The sequence below is a fragment of the Stratiformator vulcanicus genome, from assembly GCF_007744515.1.
In the GTDB taxonomy this organism is placed as follows: domain Bacteria; phylum Planctomycetota; class Planctomycetia; order Planctomycetales; family Planctomycetaceae; genus Stratiformator; species Stratiformator vulcanicus.
The window spans coordinates 3,440,497-3,457,802 of sequence record NZ_CP036268.1; the positions used below are offsets into that span (position 1 = coordinate 3,440,497).

General features: G+C 59.9%; 22 protein-coding genes. 19 read left to right on the forward strand and 3 right to left on the reverse strand.

What is annotated here, in order from left to right:
• Nucleotides 1-3 precede the first annotated feature (3 nt).
• The 3 genes from Pan189_RS13470 (at nt 4) to Pan189_RS13480 (ending at nt 4,221) form a co-directional block, all read left to right on the forward strand.
• Entirely contained in the window at nt 4-882 is an 879-nt protein-coding gene (locus tag Pan189_RS13470; protein WP_310820462.1) for a replication-relaxation family protein, read from the forward strand.
• A gap of 425 nt (nt 883-1,307) precedes the next feature.
• The gene (locus Pan189_RS13475) at nt 1,308-3,497 is read left to right on the forward strand and encodes a type IV secretory system conjugative DNA transfer family protein (protein WP_310820463.1); all 2,190 of its coding nucleotides are present in this window, start codon (nt 1,308-1,310) and stop codon (nt 3,495-3,497) included.
• 484 nt (nt 3,498-3,981) lie between these two features.
• Nucleotides 3,982-4,221 carry a helix-turn-helix domain-containing protein gene (locus Pan189_RS13480; protein ID WP_145364498.1) on the forward strand — a complete coding sequence of 80 codons (240 nt, stop codon included), beginning with the start codon at nt 3,982-3,984 and terminating at the stop codon, nt 4,219-4,221.
• A gap of 9 nt (nt 4,222-4,230) precedes the next feature.
• Here the strand turns inward: Pan189_RS13480 and Pan189_RS13485 are convergent, their stop codons facing one another.
• A complete protein-coding gene (locus Pan189_RS13485) occupies nt 4,231-4,761 on the reverse strand; it encodes a hypothetical protein (RefSeq protein WP_145364499.1) in 531 nt (176 codons plus the stop codon).
• Nucleotides 4,762-4,871: 110 nt separating this feature from the next.
• Between Pan189_RS13485 and Pan189_RS13490 the strand changes: the two genes are divergently transcribed.
• The 3 genes from Pan189_RS13490 to Pan189_RS13500 all read left to right on the forward strand — a co-directional run bounded on the left by Pan189_RS13490 (nt 4,872) and on the right by Pan189_RS13500 (nt 6,657).
• Nucleotides 4,872-5,336 carry a hypothetical protein gene (locus Pan189_RS13490; protein WP_145364500.1) on the forward strand — a complete coding sequence of 155 codons (465 nt, stop codon included), beginning with the start codon at nt 4,872-4,874 and terminating at the stop codon, nt 5,334-5,336.
• Between the two features lie 73 nt (nt 5,337-5,409).
• A complete protein-coding gene (locus tag Pan189_RS13495) occupies nt 5,410-6,135 on the forward strand; it encodes an N-6 DNA methylase (protein ID WP_310820464.1) in 726 nt (241 codons plus the stop codon).
• A 141-nt stretch (nt 6,136-6,276) separates the two neighbouring features.
• Entirely contained in the window at nt 6,277-6,657 is a 381-nt protein-coding gene (locus Pan189_RS13500; protein WP_145364502.1) for a hypothetical protein, read from the forward strand.
• A 118-nt stretch (nt 6,658-6,775) separates the two neighbouring features.
• On the opposite strand, the gene Pan189_RS13505 is transcribed toward Pan189_RS13500, so the two are convergent.
• Complete coding sequence (locus tag Pan189_RS13505) at nt 6,776-7,177, reverse strand: hypothetical protein (protein ID WP_145364503.1); 402 nt, start codon at nt 7,175-7,177, stop codon at nt 6,776-6,778.
• Between the two features lie 225 nt (nt 7,178-7,402).
• Between Pan189_RS13505 and Pan189_RS13510 the strand changes: the two genes are divergently transcribed.
• The 6 genes from Pan189_RS13510 to Pan189_RS13535 all read left to right on the forward strand — a co-directional run bounded on the left by Pan189_RS13510 (nt 7,403) and on the right by Pan189_RS13535 (nt 12,775).
• The gene (locus Pan189_RS13510) at nt 7,403-7,819 is read left to right on the forward strand and encodes a hypothetical protein (RefSeq protein ID WP_310820465.1); all 417 of its coding nucleotides are present in this window, start codon (nt 7,403-7,405) and stop codon (nt 7,817-7,819) included.
• 27 nt (nt 7,820-7,846) lie between these two features.
• Nucleotides 7,847-8,158, forward strand: coding sequence for a hypothetical protein (locus Pan189_RS13515; protein ID WP_310820466.1), 312 nt, complete (start codon nt 7,847-7,849; stop codon nt 8,156-8,158).
• 3 nt (nt 8,159-8,161) lie between these two features.
• Entirely contained in the window at nt 8,162-8,572 is a 411-nt protein-coding gene (locus tag Pan189_RS13520) for a type II toxin-antitoxin system VapC family toxin (protein WP_145364506.1), read from the forward strand.
• A gap of 163 nt (nt 8,573-8,735) precedes the next feature.
• Nucleotides 8,736-9,656 carry a hypothetical protein gene (locus Pan189_RS13525; protein ID WP_145364507.1) on the forward strand — a complete coding sequence of 307 codons (921 nt, stop codon included), beginning with the start codon at nt 8,736-8,738 and terminating at the stop codon, nt 9,654-9,656.
• A 194-nt stretch (nt 9,657-9,850) separates the two neighbouring features.
• The gene (locus tag Pan189_RS13530; protein ID WP_145364508.1) at nt 9,851-10,825 is read left to right on the forward strand and encodes a hypothetical protein; all 975 of its coding nucleotides are present in this window, start codon (nt 9,851-9,853) and stop codon (nt 10,823-10,825) included.
• A 156-nt stretch (nt 10,826-10,981) separates the two neighbouring features.
• Nucleotides 10,982-12,775: a type IV secretory system conjugative DNA transfer family protein gene (locus Pan189_RS13535; protein WP_145364509.1), complete on the forward strand. Its 1,794-nt coding sequence runs from the start codon at nt 10,982-10,984 to the stop codon at nt 12,773-12,775.
• Here Pan189_RS13535 and Pan189_RS13540 read toward each other — a convergent pair.
• Nucleotides 12,703-13,134: a hypothetical protein gene (locus Pan189_RS13540; RefSeq protein ID WP_145364510.1), complete on the reverse strand. Its 432-nt coding sequence runs from the start codon at nt 13,132-13,134 to the stop codon at nt 12,703-12,705. The genes Pan189_RS13535 and Pan189_RS13540 overlap by 73 nt on opposite strands.
• A gap of 570 nt (nt 13,135-13,704) precedes the next feature.
• Between Pan189_RS13540 and Pan189_RS21415 the strand changes: the two genes are divergently transcribed.
• The 7 genes from Pan189_RS21415 (at nt 13,705) to Pan189_RS13570 (ending at nt 17,212) form a co-directional block, all read left to right on the forward strand.
• Nucleotides 13,705-13,869 carry a hypothetical protein gene (locus Pan189_RS21415; RefSeq protein WP_310820467.1) on the forward strand — a complete coding sequence of 55 codons (165 nt, stop codon included), beginning with the start codon at nt 13,705-13,707 and terminating at the stop codon, nt 13,867-13,869.
• A gap of 234 nt (nt 13,870-14,103) precedes the next feature.
• Nucleotides 14,104-14,994 carry a replication-relaxation family protein gene (locus tag Pan189_RS13545; protein WP_310820469.1) on the forward strand — a complete coding sequence of 297 codons (891 nt, stop codon included), beginning with the start codon at nt 14,104-14,106 and terminating at the stop codon, nt 14,992-14,994.
• A 177-nt stretch (nt 14,995-15,171) separates the two neighbouring features.
• Nucleotides 15,172-15,627 (forward strand): hypothetical protein, encoded by a 456-nt coding sequence (locus tag Pan189_RS13550; protein ID WP_145364512.1) that lies wholly within the window; start codon nt 15,172-15,174, stop codon nt 15,625-15,627.
• 133 nt (nt 15,628-15,760) lie between these two features.
• On the forward strand, nt 15,761-16,036 hold the full coding sequence (locus Pan189_RS13555; RefSeq protein WP_145364513.1) for a hypothetical protein: 276 nt from the start codon (nt 15,761-15,763) through the stop codon (nt 16,034-16,036).
• Nucleotides 16,037-16,261: 225 nt separating this feature from the next.
• Nucleotides 16,262-16,450: a hypothetical protein gene (locus tag Pan189_RS13560; RefSeq protein WP_145364514.1), complete on the forward strand. Its 189-nt coding sequence runs from the start codon at nt 16,262-16,264 to the stop codon at nt 16,448-16,450.
• Nucleotides 16,451-16,553: 103 nt separating this feature from the next.
• Nucleotides 16,554-16,832: a hypothetical protein gene (locus Pan189_RS13565; protein ID WP_145364515.1), complete on the forward strand. Its 279-nt coding sequence runs from the start codon at nt 16,554-16,556 to the stop codon at nt 16,830-16,832.
• 92 nt (nt 16,833-16,924) lie between these two features.
• Nucleotides 16,925-17,212, forward strand: a complete 288-nt coding sequence (locus Pan189_RS13570; RefSeq protein WP_145364516.1) for a helix-turn-helix domain-containing protein — start codon at nt 16,925-16,927, stop codon at nt 17,210-17,212.
• Nucleotides 17,213-17,306: the final 94 nt, after the last annotated feature.

Sequence of the window (17,306 nt, forward strand, 5' to 3'; positions counted from 1 at the left end):
GCCTTGCCAAAGAAATTCCGCACGAAGATCGGCCCCCGCGATATTGAAATACTGGAAGCGATCGACCGCTGCCCGTTAACCGCCGCTCAACTAAAATGGCTCAGCAATACGTTCGAAATGCCGTTTCGCGATGAGCATAATCTGCGTCGGCGTTTAAGACTTCTGGGCGCTTCCGGCTTAATCCGCTGTTGGCCTTACGCTTTGGTCGGTGACGGCCGCGCCCCGCGCTACTGGAAGCTCACCCGCGACGGCTATCGGTTGCTCTACGGCGAGGATGCCCCGCTTCCTCGACGAAGGCACTTCGAAGAGATCGGCCACGGCCGGCATCATCACACGCACGCACTCACCCAGCTCGTCGTGCGATTGATCACGGCCGGACAGGACCACGGAATTCGAATGACACACTTCGCCCGTGAGAACAGTGTCCGGCTGGAGACCGGGTCCTTTACCGTCTATCCCGACTGCGGATTCCGATTGGAGACACGAGAGGGCAAGTCCTATTGCTTTCACGTCGAACTCGATAACGGCTCCGAGCGGGTCCGCACCCGACAGGATGTCGAGTCGATCGAGCGGAAACTCCGAGCCTACGACGCCCATCAGTCGCAGTTCTCGGCGGACGATCCCGATCGCTACATGGTCCTGTTCGTGACGACGCGGAGTGAAGCCCGACTCGATCATGTGTTCGCACTGGCGAACGACGTGATGCGGAACCGCCAGCGGACCGTGTTTTTGGGATGCGGATTGGAAACGCTGATGCGGCATGATCCATACCGAGAAGCAATCTTCCGCGATCACCGCGGGCTAAAGCGAACGATCCTTCCGTTAAACCAAGTCGCTTCGGAAAAGCCGACGGAACGCATGACGGCTCCGGCTTCGGCGTGATACCGTAGGCGTCCCTTCGGAAGCCCTTCCCCCATGCCGGCACGGATCGCGATCGGGCGGTCGTCCGCCCTCCCACGCCGAACGTCCCTCGAATCTGTCGATAGCGGTGGCGTCGCCTCGGCAGCCTCGACGGAAGCGACTCGAACCCGGTCGCCCGTTTCGGGACGGCGGAATCGCCGCGCTCAGGCAGTTCGGGCACGACGGGCCCCGCTCCCGCCGGCACACACCCCGAACGGAGCGGGGAGCACTTCGTGCTCTGTTCGGCCGCGACGGATTTTATAGGGACTGCGGACCGCCATTGCCGCGAACAGATGCATTTCAATGAGGAGTTCTTGTGGAGGCGGACCTGCTGCTCGATGTTGTAGTTTAAGATTGGAGAAACTGTCGGCCTGTGGGAGAATTCGTCGTGCCACGACATGAGGGTCTTGCTGACTTCACCCACCGGCAACACGCGAGGCCCGCTGCACGCGGAGCCGCTGCTAAGGACTTTGCATCAGCAGTGCCGTGCTGGCGAACCCGCGGAACTTGTGTTGTTGAGCCGAGAAGGGACAGCGAACTTGGCGGCCGATCTCCCGAGGCATTCCTACCGGCTCATCGCCGACGAATTCCGCGACGCCTATCCCGGCATGGCCGTGAAGCCGGATCAACGCGAACCAACCGGCGACGGGATCGCCTGGTCGACTGAGCTGCACCTCAGGCCGGACATCATGTCGCTTCGGCTCCCGTCGGAGTTCACCGACATCGGTCGCGAGAGGTCTTGGACGGATCCATTGGCCGGAGTGTTCGCGTCTCTGCGAAGTGGTCGTTCGGGACGGATGGAGTGTGAGTCCCGGCTCTTAATCCGTCCGGCGAGAAAATCCCGCGTAAGAGAAGCCGAGCGAATCGCGATTCGAGCCGACCGGATGAAGTCCCTTCCTTTGAGGAGATTTTTCCTCCAAGCCTCCACGATTCGGATTGGAGCGGTTCGCTTGCTCGTCCGACTCCTGCATTGGCCGCAAGCTTTCGGCCCGTCCCGGGCCGACGATCTACCGGCGAAGTTCCGCGAGCCGCTGTTCGAATGCCGGTTGCGAATCACCGTCACCGCACCGCCCGATGCCGAGAAGGTCACCCGCCGCAAGCTGGCCGACATAACCGCGGCCTACGGCCGGTTCACCGACGCGGAGACCGCGTTCGTCTCGTCGCGGGTGAGGCAAGGCAATCAGCCGCAACGGGGGCGGGGATTTCTGCTGGGAGTGAGCGAGGTGGCCATACTGTGGCATCCGCTGACCGAATCGGCAGACGGAGTCTCCCGCGTCGAGCGGCCGGACTTTCGTGAGGTCGAGCCGGCGGTCAGTCTCGGCCAAAGCCGACCCTCGACCGACACGACCGTCCTCGGACGCGTCTTGTTCCGCGAACAGCGAAACCAATTCGGGATTAACATCGACGACTTCCGTCGTCACCTCATCGCGGTCGGTAAGACCGGTTGCGGCAAATCCACGTTTCTCCTCTCGGTCGTCCGGCAGCAGATGGAAGCCGGCCGCGGAGTCGTGCTGATCGACCCGCACGGTCAACTGGCCGAGGCCGTGCTCGATGTCGTCCCGCGAAGCCGGACGAACGATGTGGTCTATTTCGACGCATCGGATCGAAAGTACCCGGTGGGCTTCAACCCGCTGCTCGGTCCGAGCGGCACCGATCCGACTCTGGTCGCAGACGGCGTCCTGACCGCATTTAAGCAAGTCTTCGGCCTCAGGGAAGAGACCGCTCCGCGACTCCTGCACATCTTCCGCAATTGCCTGCTCGCGTTGGTCGGGACACCGGAGGCCTCACTCGATGCGGTCGGCCGTCTGCTGGTCGACAGCAACTTCCGCCGGTCGGTCACCGGTCGGGTCACCAACGAGGCCGTCCGGCAGTTCTGGTCGGGCGAGTTCGGCCGCTGGTCGGAACGTGACCGCACGCAGTACATCGCCAGCTTGCAGAATAAGTTGGGAGCCTTCACGACCAACGAACGGCTTCGGGCGATCCTGAACCCGGCGGGCGAGGGCATTAAACTCCGCGAGGTGATCGACGACTCGAAAATTCTGATCTGCAACCTGTCGAAGGGCACGGTCGGGCATGATGCTTCGACGCTGCTCGGCTCTCTGCTGCTGTCATCGCTGCAGGTCGCGGCCATGAGCCGGGCCAACATTCCCGAGTCGGATCGGACCGATTGCGTGGCCGTGGTCGACGAGTTCCACACGTATCTGTCGGAAGGCAACCCGACGATGGCTGATGCCCTGGCCGAATCCCGGAAGTACCGCGTCAGCTATGTGCTGGCGACGCAATTGCTCGAACAACTCGACTCCCACACGCTCGCCGCCGTGTTGGGCAATTGTGGATCGACGCTGGCGATGACGGTCGGACCGCGAGACGCCGTGATTCTGTCGGAACTTCTCGGCAGCGGACTGACGCCCGACGACCTGATGCGGATTCCAAAGTATCACGGATACATGCGGCTGTTGGTTAAGGGTGTCCCACGGACGTTCTCGATGACGACGCTACCGCCACAGCCGGGACGGGGTCGTCGACGTGAGGTTATTCGGCGGGTGTCGCGGCAGCGGTATGGTCAGCACCCGACGACAGTCGACGGAGATTGTTGAGGATTTGCGAGCGCACTTCTTCGGACATCGGCGGGAGGCCTTCGATTACGCTGTTTCGCTCGACAACCTCCAGGATCAACTGATGCCGCCGTTCATCATCGATAAGCGCCGGCAGCACTTCTTTGAGCGGACGACCATTCCCGAAAGCGATCATACCGCCAGTTTATCAGACAAGCTATGAAGTCGTGAGCGATCACCAAACTGGAATAGAAACGTCCGGTACGGAGCTTCGTGAGGGCTCCGTACCGGACGCCCGACAGTCGACCAGCTCAGTTCTTCTTGCCGTCCTTCGGCGTTTGCGTCGAACCTCCTGATGAAGAGGAAGTCGTCTGCGGTTCGTGTCCGTGGTCGCCTCCGTTGGTCATCACACTTCTCCGTATCGAGGGTCCAGTTGCGGGTTTCCCAGATCAGGAATTTCCCATTTTGGGAAATTCTAGCGGCCGCCCTACGCTCCCGCAATGAAATTCCGGGGTAGCTGGGCTCAATGACGAAGAAGTCGCGGTACACTCAGAACTATGAGCGATTACTCGCCGCACTTCGGGCCGCCCGCCACGAAGCTGGACTCACGCAAGCGGAAGTCGGGAAGAAGTTCGGCTCACACGCGTCGTTCGTTTCCAAAATCGAGTCGGGGGAACGACGTATCGATGTCGTTGAATTGGCCGAATTCTGCCGCTGCTACGGCGTCACGCTGGTCGAGTTCTTGGAGTCAGCGGGTATCAAGTAGCTGCAGTTGTCACGACGCAGCCGTGCGGTCCAGAAGAGCGTCGGCTCTGCGATAGTACTTCGACAGTGTGTCTCTCGATCCGGCGAACAGGATCGGCACAACAAGCAAGCAGGCGACCTCCGCCATCCCGAACGGCGTGCTCCAGAATCCGAGTCCGATCCGCCGTCCGAAGTAGGCGATGACGACTGCCACCAGTCCGTTGGCGTGAAATTGGTAGTAGCGGTAGTGAATCTCGATCAGGCGATCGAATGCGTCGATGTTCTCCTGCAGTCTTGAGAAATCCCAGCTGGGTCGCCGGATTCCTGTCAGGTGATGCAGCGTATCGATCACGAGCCAGCGGACCGTGCTGACGGTGAGACCGGCCGCCAGGGACGCAATCGTCACATACAGAAACCCGCCCAGAGTCGGAGCATCGGCCGTCGAACCTCCGAGCCAGGCGTTGACCGTCGGTGACGAAAAGCTCACTCCCCAGAGCGTCACGAAACCCGGGACGAGGTAAGCGATCAAGAGGCCGAAATTATTGAGGGAAATTTCCTTCACGCAGATGCGGTCAACTCATCGAGAGTAGACCGACGAGGCGACCGGCGCAAGTGAATAAACCGCCGAGTTCATTGCGCAAGCATCACGCTTGTGGCACGCTGACAACTCTCTTGCCGCCTGAAAATGCACCAGAATCGGCTCCTCCCGAGCGGCATCCGCTCGTTCCACTGCTCAACCAACTTTGCGAAGAGCTGCAGCTGTTTCGAGAGCTGATCGAGGACCTGCGGGTCGATATTCGGTACGTCCTCGACAACGACCTCGGCCAGCCGGAGCCGGTAAGGAAGTCGTCCGTGCCCGCGCGACCTGCGTTGACGCTGTTCGACCCCGGGGACGCCGTGGAATTTCGACACGAAGGCCGCGATGTCTTCGGCGAGATCGTCTCGGTCGACGACGCGAACAACCGGGCCATGGTGCAACTGATTCCGTCGATGGAGCAGGTGACCGTCTGCCAGGACGATCTACGTCACGCCGAGCGAGTCGGTCTGAAACGCAGGGCCGCGGCGAAGTGCGAGAACACGTCGGTAGGCAGCGCGGACGAAGTGCTGGCCGAGTCGCCGCAAGGCAGCCTGTTCTGATCCCCCACGCATCTTGGCCAAGGAGTCCTTTCAGTACCGGGAGACCGAATCACTCTTTCAACAGCTGGAAGACGTGTCGCAGCGCTCCAGCGTCAGCCGCGGCCAGGCTTTCGAAGACTTCCTGCACGCGGTCGTGTGTTCCCTCGGGCATCCACGAATGGAGGAGGAGTACCTCGACATGATCGCCCGACACACGGACGGCCCCAAAGGAGAACGCGGCTGCGACAAGCTTGCCGAAATGTTCGGCCAACTCGTCGCCATCATGGACCGTACACGTCAGGACGTGCTGGGCGATCTGTTTCAGGGAGCGATCACCTATGGGGAACGTGGCCAGTTCATGACACCCGAGCCGGTCTGCCAGATGATGGCTCGGTTAAACCTGCCAGTCGAGGACACGGGGCTGGAGGGCCGGCGAACGGTCAACGATCCCTGTTGCGGTTCCGGCCGCATGCTGACGGCCTCGGCCGAGTTGCAGCCGCACTGGCACTTCATCGGGCAGGACATCGACCTCCGCTGCGTCCGCATGACCGCGATCAACCTCGCGCTGCGGAACCACTACGGACACGTCGTGTGGGGCAATACTCTCGCCGTCGAAGCCAAGCTAATCTACGAGACCGGTCGGCTGCAATTGTGGGGTAACGCCATCCGCAAAGTCGGACGTCTGCCCGTTCCCGATCGAGAAGCGCAGTTGGTCGATGTCACTCCTCCGTCGAATGCCGATCGGCCCGAGGCGGCCGAGTCCGTTGATGGTCCTCAAGCCAATTCCGAACCGCCGAGTCGCCAACTTCGCCTGTTCTAGCTGAAACACTCACTTCGAATCGACGGCGAACCGGATGCAGCATTCCGCGAGCGTACCAAAAGGGCCGGTCGCTTCGCCCAAATTCTCACTGAGGCATGTTTGGCCAACAAGTGGGCCAATCGATTTCTCGCGGACGATTGAATGCATTTCATCACTGAGAAATCGCTACGATCAAATCCCGTCGTTCGCGTCGAGTCTGACCAGGCGATCGCGTTTGGCGGCCTCGGCGAGACGCTCAGCGCGACCCGATTGAAACACTGGGACGAAGGACCGCAGATTCTTCCGCTGGAGCCGGACGACTGGTTCGACCCGAACCGGATCACTTACGTCTATCGCGAGAACAGTCTTTACAACCGCCGCTTTCTTCGAAGACGACGCCTGAAGGAACTGCCGGGCCAAGAACTGACAAGAATGGTCGAGGCCGCCAAGTACCGCGGCCATGACTGGGAAACCTCCCGCCGACACATTCTGACGCGTGCGATCGAACGACAGATCGAAGCCAGGCTCGCCCTCACCGCCTGAGAATTCTGGAGGGCGGCTCACGGAAAGGTGCTATATGCTCAACTTCCGCTTCCGTTCCGACAGCGACGGCTTTTTGACAAGGAGACCTGGCACGACGGGAATAACGGTTCTGTCCTCATCAGTGCAGCCGGCAATCAGGAGAGCCTTCGAGGTCATCCATCATCGTTTGCGCTCCGTCGACATCGTCCCCGAGGAGTTCGGTGACCTGTTTTGCGAATTCATCACGTAGCGTTCGCTCGCGGTTTGCATTCTTCGCTCGGATATCTTCGAGGCAGCCTTCGCAGAGCATCGAGTAGTAGACACCATCCCCGTCACAAAGGCCGGCCTGATAGACGTACCACGGATCGGCTCGCCACCCGGGATTCTCATTCGGGCCGCTGCCGCAGCAGTGGCACATGCCTCCGGGGCGTTCGACGCCTTCGTCCAGAAACGTGACGACGCGTGAGTCGAAGCGAGTTTCGAGTTCGAGACGCGACGGCACTGTTTCAGCGGCTGCCTTCGATTTCCGTTCAGCTGGCATCGGTGAGAGTGTGGCACGGCTTCCAGCCCCGCGCAATCGACTCGCTTAAAAAGTCTTGCGTCCCAGTCCGGGTGCGCTAATCTGTCCGCAGTTACTTATGCAGGCACAACTCGACACCATCGCCGACCTTCTCGCCCGACTGCAACGGCTCACCGACCTCGTCGGAGCAACCTCAGCCGCACCGAAATGCATCGATGAGATTTGCCTCGCCCTGTCAACAGACGATTGTCGGCGACTTCGCAGCCGCGTCGCTATTCGCTTGCGCGAGTTGCCTGTTTCCCCCTCGACCCGATGAACGGCTACATCAGCTTCGGCGGCCGCGACAAACGAGAGTACTGTTTCTTCCCCCGGCCCTTCGGCGAAACACTGCCCAGCGAGCCGGGCGTTTACGCCATCACCCGAGCCTCGCGGGAGGACGGGGCGTGGCATCACGAGGTGCTCAGCGTCGGTTGCACCGAGAACATCGCCGAGGTTCTGAAGAACCACCCTTGCATCGAATGCCTTGACGCCCACGGGGCGAATACGATCTGTATCCGCATCGAGCAGAGTGCCCCGCATTGCTCCAGTCTGGCCTGCGAATTGATCGAGAGCCTATCACCGCCTTGTCAGCCGACAGAGGATGAAGTCATCGAACGTTGGTGACTCCGCCAGGGAAAGTCAACGAAAAATTTGCCGCAGTTTCAAGACTTCATGTATGATGCCGATATGGAAAAGCGAATCACCCGCAACGTCAGCGAACTCCAGCCGCCGGAGAAGGCACTGTACGAGTCCGTGCTCGGCGAGCAGCTGCGTGAGAACCAGCAGGTGATCATCCAGGTGATGACCGTCGGCGAGCCGCAAGTCGATCACTTCGCCGCCACCCTGCCCAGGACCGATCTGCCGGCCTGGTGCGATGTCTACGATGGCCTGACGGACGAGGACGTGGCCGAGGTCGAGGCGATCGCACTCGATCGGTCTGATTTGTCCCGCCGCCCTGCGTAGCCGATGTCGGAAGCCCTGCTCGACACCGACATCCTTTCGGAAGTCCTGAAGCAGAAGGACGACTCCGTCGTAGCCATGGCCTCGCTCTACCTGCAGGAGCATGGCCGCTTTTCAATTTCGTCGATTACCCGCTACGAGATTCTTCGCGGCCTGAAACACAAGGGTGCAACCCGCCAAGTACGGAAGTTCGAGGAGTTCTGTCGTCACTCCGTCGTGCATGCCGTGACCGACGAAATTCTCGACCGCACGGCGGACTTGTGGGTCCTCGGGGAGCGAGGCGGTCGTCCGCATCGGGACGCGGACCTGATCATCGCGGCCACGGCCTTGGAGCACGATCGGGTGCTGGTTACGGGAAACACTCCGCACTTCGAGTGGATTCCAAACTTGTCACTTGAGAATTGGCGGGCTGTTTGAGCCGCTTTAAAAATTCAGCCGTTATTGTGACAATCGAACAGCTTGTTGGTCATCGTTCCGTCACGACTTGAACTGTCGAGCGTCAAGAAAACTGGCCCCTGACGGCCAATACGATATCGTCAGCGCTTGTTGGTCGCGAAATCCGCTTCAGTGAGGGATACCAATGAACCCGTTTCATCGCCTTGTCGATGTTCTGGATCATGGCAATTTCGTGCCCCTGACGTTGGCCGCCGGGGTGTTCCTCTATGTCGGTCAACTCTCGACTTCCGGCTCACCTGATGTTCGACGCTACGGGGGACACGTGGCGCTATGTGGCTTTGTTGCCTATCTGACGTATCGTTTCGGCTTCGTTGGTTTTTCAACAGAAGTTGAACTCGTCGATGCGGTCTTCCGTACCGTGATCGTAGCAGCCATTGTCCTTGGCGGTTCCTGGATACTTCTCTCGATTGCGCTCCCGGTTTACCGGGTCGTGGATAGATATGCACGGAGAATTATGCAGACGACCAGATTCTCTCGGCCTACCTGGATTTCGCGTCCGCTGGCCGACGAACCGTATGAATCCCGATCACATGAAGAGGAAGGGCTGAGGGCTCACCGCGAAACTCATCGACGAAGTGACGCAGAGCAGCAGACTTTGCATGAGGAAAAAAGGATTTCCGAGCAGCGACGCCGCGAGGACGCTCGGTTCCGAACAAAGCTGGTCTACGACCGACATGCCGCTGAAATCAAAGCTGCAATGCCGAGGAAGCTGTTCGACGAATACTTCGGCACGTTCCTCGGAGATGACCTCCCGCCGGAGGAGGTGGAACGCCGGGCCACGTTACTTCGAGAATTAGTTCTTGACTTCAGCAAACCGGACGATGCCCGAGAGGGCTCGTTCAATCTGCCTGACCAACTTGCGACACTCGCAGAACGTCAACAGGCAATTCTCAACAGCGCTTTCGATTCCCAGACGAAAGAAGCTCTGTTAGCGAACGTTCAATTCGAGCTTGAGCGAACACTGACCTCTCACGGTCATACCTCGTCGGATCGGACAGGAGATGCCTCGGTGAACGCCCCCGTCAATCTCGGTACTACCCCTTAGGCATCTGGGGATTGCACGCGTCGTCGTCATTGAAGACGGGTGGTGTACAGGATTGTGCGGGATAGGCTGGACGGTATTGTGTGCGGGTCGATTTTGGCGTTGCCGCTACGCAGATCAGCCGGCTTCGGCTCATTAATCATCGACAGGACTTCTGCCTTCGTGTCAGTTCCCGCGTTTCAATTTGGAGCCACATCATGAGGACCATTTCTACACTCTTGGCCGTTCTATTGCTTGTGTCCAGTTCCGATGTGCTTTTTGCGCAGTCGCGTCGATCGAATAGTTCCAACTCGCGGCCGACGTATCGGATGGACAAAGAGGCGAAGGATCGGCTCTTCGACGTTGTCAAGCAGAGTCGCGGAAAGCGAGCGAGTCTCAGATTAAAGCATGGTCTGGCGTGGCTGGTGACACTGCACGGTGTGGTTGATGGCAAGATCGACGCCACCAATCACAGTTTCGGCGACCGCAACCAGTACCAGGCTGAGCCGATCGACTCAATTGTGGTCGGAAACAGAGTCGTGTTCGAAGATTCTGTAGATCGCCACAGACGACTCCGGTCTGCATTAGGGATTTACCGTGATGTACCGATCATGCCTCCGGAATTCATGACGACTGAGCGTCTCCGCGCTCTTGAGGGTGAGCGGATCACCGTGCTCAGCAAGGGCGACAAATCGTTCAAGGTCAAGGCCATCAATATTGCCTATCAGCATTGGGCTCAGTGGCGATCGGAAGGCGGGAAACCCGCTTCCAAGTATTGCATATTTACGAGCAACGACGAAATCCTGCCGAGCATTGATGTCGGACGTGTCCGCGCGATCTATCACAAAGGTGCGATCTATGACATTGAGTGGCTTTATGCGGCCGAGGTAATGCAGGGGCAGCATAAGAGCATCGTCGACGCAATCCTCCGGGCAGCCGTGGAGCAGTCATTCGAATATCTGGCGGAAAAAGCCGTTCGAAAGGCGTTCCCCGGCATGTCCGACGCCGAGGCGAAAATCGCGGTCAAGATTGGGCGAGAGATGCTGGAAGAGAAAGAAAACGGTAGAACGGGAGATGCGATAATCGTTGACACGGCAGCGGAAGAAATGCTTGCAGAAAACCCGGGAATGGAGAATGCGACCGGAGTGGCCACATTCATGCTTCGCGTAGTAAAGGCCTACGAGGATCAATAGCCACCTTCTTATAGATCGGTGATCAAGGTGGCGGGGATTCGCTCCAATTGTGTACCTGCATTCTTCGCTAAGAGAAGCAAGGTCATTCTTTGTCCGAATCCGCTTCGACACAATCTCGATCGTGCCGTGTGATGCGGCTGGATCAGGTGTGCTGACATGCTATCCGCTCACATACCGCTCCGCTTGGGGGTTGACGCCGAATCCGCTAGCGAACGAACGGTCAAGCCGGAAACGCTGCGTACGCACCTGCACATGATCGGGGCGACCGGGGCCGGTAAGACCTCGGCGATCATGACGTTACTCCGGCCGCTGATGCTGAATCCGAAGCCGAATCAGTCCTGCATCTTCGTCATCGACCCGATGGGGAATCTGTCACGCGACCTATTGAAGCTGATCGCCCACCCGCGATTCAGCACGGAGGACCTTCGACGTCGACTCGTCTATATCGAACCGGCCCGCGAAGATGTCGTCCTCCCGTTTAATCCGCTGCTGCATACCTCCGAGGCCAACCGCTACTACCAGACCATGCGGGCGGTCGATATCGTGCTGCGGGCGTGGGAGGCGCAGAGTCTTGCCGAACAGCCGCGATTGTTTCAGTGGCTGTATAAGTCGTTCTGTGCCGCGGCCATGATGGGCCTGCCGATCGCGACGTGCCGCTATCTGCTTCATCCGGGACCGCCGGAGCACGAGGCCATTCTCTCCCACATTCCCGGCGACATCCGCTACCACTGGCAGGAGATTCTGAAAGCCCGCGGTGGTGAAGCCACCCGGATTCTTGAATCGACCCGCAACCGGCTCGACCCGTTCTTCGAGTCGGTCAATCTGCGGCGGATGTTCGGCGTCATGAAGAGCCGCTTCGACTGTGAACGATTTATCCGCGAACGGCGAATCGTGCTGTTGAATCTCGCCACGCTGGGTCGGATTCCCGCCTTCATCGCCCACACCATCGGAGCGCTCGCGCTCAACGAGTTATTCGAGACCGCGGCCAGGCTGACGACGACCGAGGGCCGCCACGTCGTCGAACCGACCTACGTGGTGATGGATGAGTTCCAGAACTACGTGACGCCCGATATTCAGGAGGCGATTCCGACCGTGCGTCAGATGGGGCTGCGGATGGTGCTCGCGCACCAATCGTTTTCTCAATTGGAACGAAACGATATCGACCTGGTCCAGATGATCTGGCAGGCACAGAGCCGCTTGATGTTCAAGAACAGTGCGGTCGATGCGGATATCGTCGCTGAGGAACTGGCGAAGTGGACGTTCGATCCGATGACGATCAAGGATCGCCGCACCAGCGTGAAGCAGATCATTACGGGCTATCGGCGCGAGTGGTTCCGAAACGTGTCGTCGACGGAGACGACGTCCGATGCTGACATGACTCAGGACTCGACCTCACGGGGCGATTCACAAAGCCGCACGCTGAATCCGAACGTGATCGGCTATTCCAACAACACCACCGGCATCACGAGCGGCACCAGCGGCCAGTCCGGGCAATCGCAGGGCCGAACCTCCGCGAGAAGTTCGGGCACAAGCGAGGGCCAAAGCGAAACCAACGTCCCCATCCACAAGACCTTCCGCGAGACGAGCAGCCTCACCTTCGAAGGATTCGATGAGTTCGTCGTTAAATGGGGCCAGCAAATCCGCAAGCTGAAAGTCGGTGAAGCCTACTACCAGGAAGCGGACACCGATGAGATTCGGAAGATAAAGCTCGATCACATCGACATCCCCGACTCGCCCGAGATCGCCGCCGCCGTCGAACGATTGAAGGAGAGGAACTTCGATTCCGACTTTTTCATCTCGGCCGGCGAAGCCGATCGAGAGGCCGAAGAATTGCGCGCGAAACTACTGGCCGGTCCGCAACAGAATTTCCGTCCCGATCAGGCCACGGCGGCCGACAGTGAGGGGGAGTCCGGATCGAGCGACAATTCGTCGATGCCGTTCGAGCTTTGATTGATGGCCGTCATGCGGGCATGAGCCAGGCCCGCCGCCTCGCGGAGTGTCAACCCGCCGTGCTCGGCAACTTCGCTCAGGAGCACCTGGAACGCCTGCCGTTCACTGGCCCGCACACCGAACTCGATCAGGTACTGCAGTTCGAGCCGCTTCTCGGCCACCGACAGTTCGATGCGATCGGTAACTTCGCGATTGATTCGCTCCTGTTCGGCGATCGTCTCTTCGGCCTCGGCCATCCGTTTCAGCATCAGCTTCGCATCCCCCTGCCGCAGTAATCGCCCGGTCGTCGTATCGACGCCGTAGTTCTCTAGCACGGAGGGGATTTCGCCGGCGAGTGGGTCCTGGGAAGGGGAGTTCACGCAGCCAGACTACGCCTGAATTTCGGGTGGCGCAAGTGAAAAAGTCTGGTGAAATCAACTCTCCGACAGCCGCCAGTTCGGACCCGATCTGCGTGTCCGCCCCCTGTCCGGGAGGGGTGTCCGGAGGGTGTCCGTTGCCTGTCCAACCCCGGACACCCGAGGTGTTGACCGAAGTTGATGCCCCGCCCAGCTTTGGGGTGCAAGGGGCTCGCTCCGCGACCCCTTGCCCCACCCGCATCCCGGCATCCTCGCTCGCTGCTCTCGCGAATGCCGGACGCTCCGCTGTCGCTACGCTATGCGGCTGGGGCAAGGGCTACGCCCCTGCACCCCATGCCGGAGTGAGCCGCCCACGGGGAGGCCTTCCGCTCACTCCGGCACCGCTGCATGCGCAGCGGTAAAGCTGCCCCCTCCAAAAAATGATTGCAATTCTGAGCATGGATGTTCTAATTGCATTCTGTCGAGGTGAATGGTCTTAAGAGACGCTGGGGCCTGACACGGAGGCTTTGGCCGACCGAGTCCAAGAACCTCGACTCCCGTTTCGGCGGGTTTAATTGATTACCCATCACCTTTATGTGGAAACTCCTGAAGCGGTATCATCGACTCGTGCGATGGGCCGCCCGACCGCTTTCGAAATTCCGGCCGCAGATTCTGCCCGGATCGGAACTGGAACTCGTGGTGTTCGGACTGCACATGGTGATCGGAGTGGGGCACTTGGTGCTTCTATTTCGAGGGTGAAGGAAACACCGTGCGTGTGTTCGCCGTGTCGAACGCACTGCTCGGAGGCTGGGCGGATTCGCCGGAGATGCCGAACGGCATTGTAGGCGACTTCACCGGCTGAACTTTGCGGTCTCTTTGCGAGACCGGCTCTCCTTGAAGAGCGGCGCTCCGTCGCTCTTCACTCTTTCGATGCCGCCGACCGATGGTCGTGTGGGTGAGAGCGTGGAAAAGTTTGGCCGAGGGAATCCGTCGATGGTGTTACAGGAACGTGACATCGAAGTGCTCGCCGCGTTAGCGCGGTACTTCCTCCTCAATTCGCGGCAGATTCGCGAACACTGTTTCCCGGACGACAGCAGCGGTCGGATCACGCGCCGTCGACTATCGAAGATGACGCGCGACGGCTATGTCCGTAAACGCGCCCTGCAGGTCGTCGGCCCGGCGGACGGTGCGGCCAGCCCGGTCTATCACCTGACGTCGACCGGCCGCGAGTTTCTGGCCGGCCACTTCGACGATGAAATGCTCCTGGCGAAACCGGTCGAGCCATCGCAGCCGCAGCACCTGTTTCACTACGTTGCCGTCGCCGAGACGCACCGCCTTTTCGATCGCGCTACCAAATCCCAGGAGGGTGAAGTGCAGCTCACGCGATGGGTTCACGAAGACGAATATCTGAATCCCGAGGAGACGGACCGTAAGAAGCGCCGGATGCTGCGGACCGACTTCGACGGACCGCGGAAGGTTTTCTGCATTCCCGATGCGGCCTTCGTGATCTCCTATCATGACCAGCACGCGGTCATCTATCTGGAGCAGGATCGTGACACGTTCTTTCACGATCGCGTCGCCGCCCGCAAGAGCCCCGGCTATCGACTGCTGTCGGAGCGGGAAGGGCACCGGAGGCACTTTCCGGAGACGACGCTGGCATTCTTCTTCGTGTTGTTCGTCGCGCCCTCACGAAAGAGAGCCGATCAACTCCGTCGAGCCTTCGCCAAAAAGAATGCCGAACACGATGTCCGCCGCGTCTATCGATTCGCGGCCTTCGACGAACTGAATGAAACGAATCTGTTCTTCGAGCCGCTGCTCGGCTGCTGCCACCACGACGACCGGGTTCCGCTGATTAAGCGGGTCGGTGAGGAGGCGGCACCGTGAACGATTCCGTCCGACTTCCCACGTTTAATTTCCGGCCGGCCGTTGGTCGGCCGCCACGCGATCACCGCACGGTCATCGTCGCTCACTCCGGTTACGGACGGAGCGAACGGCCAGGCCGCGCGGTGCCTGTCCTCCGGCAGTCGTTGCCGGAGAGTCATTCCTTTCCCCTTTTCTCTCATGGGACAGTATTTCAAAGCGGTCAACCTCGACAAGAAAGAGGTTGTCTGCCCGTGGTGCCTCGGAGGAGGTGCCAAACTCTGGGAATGGGCGGCCAATCCCCAGGGAGCCGTCCTGACCCTGCTATTGCGGAAGAGTTCCGAAGGCGGAGGCGGCGACTACAACAGTCCGCCGCCGCAGATCGTGTCGATCGAAGATCGTGCGGCCGATATTGCCGCCGTCGTGGCTGCGGGGATTACCCGCGAGGGTGCTCCGATGGTCCTGCCCGAAGACTCGGTCGTCGGCCGTTGGGCCGGCGACCGGATCGTCCTGATCGGCGACTACGACGAGTCGAAGCTGTGGGAAGAACTGCCTTCCTATCGCAACATCTCGAACGAAGTCGCCGAAGCATGGAACGACTTCATCGAGATCGAGGACATGAAGCTGGCGACCCGCCACGATTGCGGCTGCCAGTAAGCGTCGGACACCGGGGCGGCCGTAACCGCTCCCATCGAGCCACACGCCTTGCGTCGCGTCCGGTCATCCCGATCAGGGTCGGGTCTGGCCGGGCGGACGCGTGTGGATGTTTCGTTTCTTACCCAATTTCATCATGCCTGAATCACGAAAGGAGAATTCCAAGAATAAGCCCGTGAAGAAATTCCAGCTTCGCGGCATTTCGGCCAGCATCTTCGAGAATCGGTCCGAGAAAGGTTCACCGTTTCATAAGGTGTCGATCACTCGCACCTATAAGGACGGCGACGAATTCAAGACCACCGGCTCGTTTGGGCGGGATGACCTTCCGCTCGTGGAAGCCCTCGCCCGGCAGAGCTGGTTCGAAATTCTGAAACGAGAAGCGAAAGCCAGATCGTCTTCAGACGAGGAATAACGACTGACGTTGAGGGTCGCCCTGACGGCCCTCGCCATCCTCTCGTCGAGAGGAGCACCGGGAGTGTTCGCCAGCGACGCCCTTCGGGCGATCCCCGTGAACGCACCGGTCACACCACGGCCATTCATGGGCCGACTCTCCGAAGCATCCGCTCCGGGTGCTTCCCTCTTTCGCGTAGCCCCACGTTGCCGCTGCGCGCATCCATTCCCCGCGAGGAGAGTCCCGATGCAGGTCGTACTGAGCGAGTTTCACGAGGACGAAGAGTGCGTCTGGTGCCAAAAGGAGCGTGAGTGCGTTGTCGCCACGTTCTCAGATGAATTCCTTAAGGACGCACCGCTGTGCTGGAAGTGTTTGCAGACCGCCTTCCGCGTCCGCAGCAGCCAGGCCGAATCGGCCGACCCAGAAAGTCGCTGATCTGATTGCGCCCGAACCGAACTCGGGGCATCGTTCCACCGCTTTCAGCCGCGTCGGCCGGAAGCGCTGCGCGTCAATCGCTCCTTACACAGAGAGGTAAGTCATGGCTGGAAAACGTTCTCAGAAGTCGAAGACGAATCCGCCGGAGAAGGTGTTTCGGGTCGGTGCCGTCAGTGCCTCGGTCTTCGCCCACGAGGTGGAGTTCGAAGGGACCAAGCGAACCATTCGGTCCGTGTCGGTTCAGAAGCGCTACCGCGACGGCGACGGCGTGAAGTACACGCAGAGCTTTAACCTGGGGGAACTGCCCTTGGTCGTCCGGGCCTTCCAGCTGGCCCAGCGCTACGTCGAAGACCTGGAGGCCGAAATCCAGCTCGGCGACTGACTGCACTTGCCGATGAGCCGCCCCGAGGCGGTTCATCGGCTTTTTCATTCCTTTTAACGATCCATCTTAATTGCGAACTGAAGGAGCCTCTCATGCTCGATGAAGTTTTAATCCGTCTCGATCGCATTGAGACGGCACTGGCCGCGATCGCCGAACAGAAGGCGACCAAGGAGTTCTATACGACCGCCGAGGTGGCCGAGATCGTCGGCCGCGCCGAATTTACCGTCCGCGAGTGGTGCCGGCTGGGGCGGATCGACGCCGTCAAGCAGACCTCCGGCATCGGCCGGCAGCGTGAGTGGCGGATCAGCCACGAGGAACTGGATCGCATCCGCAACCACGGGCCGCGGCCGCTCGTCGCCCGTCACACCAAGTGTGGATGACCTGTTGCGACCGACACCGAGTTTGGAACCGTCAATGATCGATCCACGTCGCCGCCGTTAAGAGGCACGCACGATCGATTTGGAGGTTCGGACA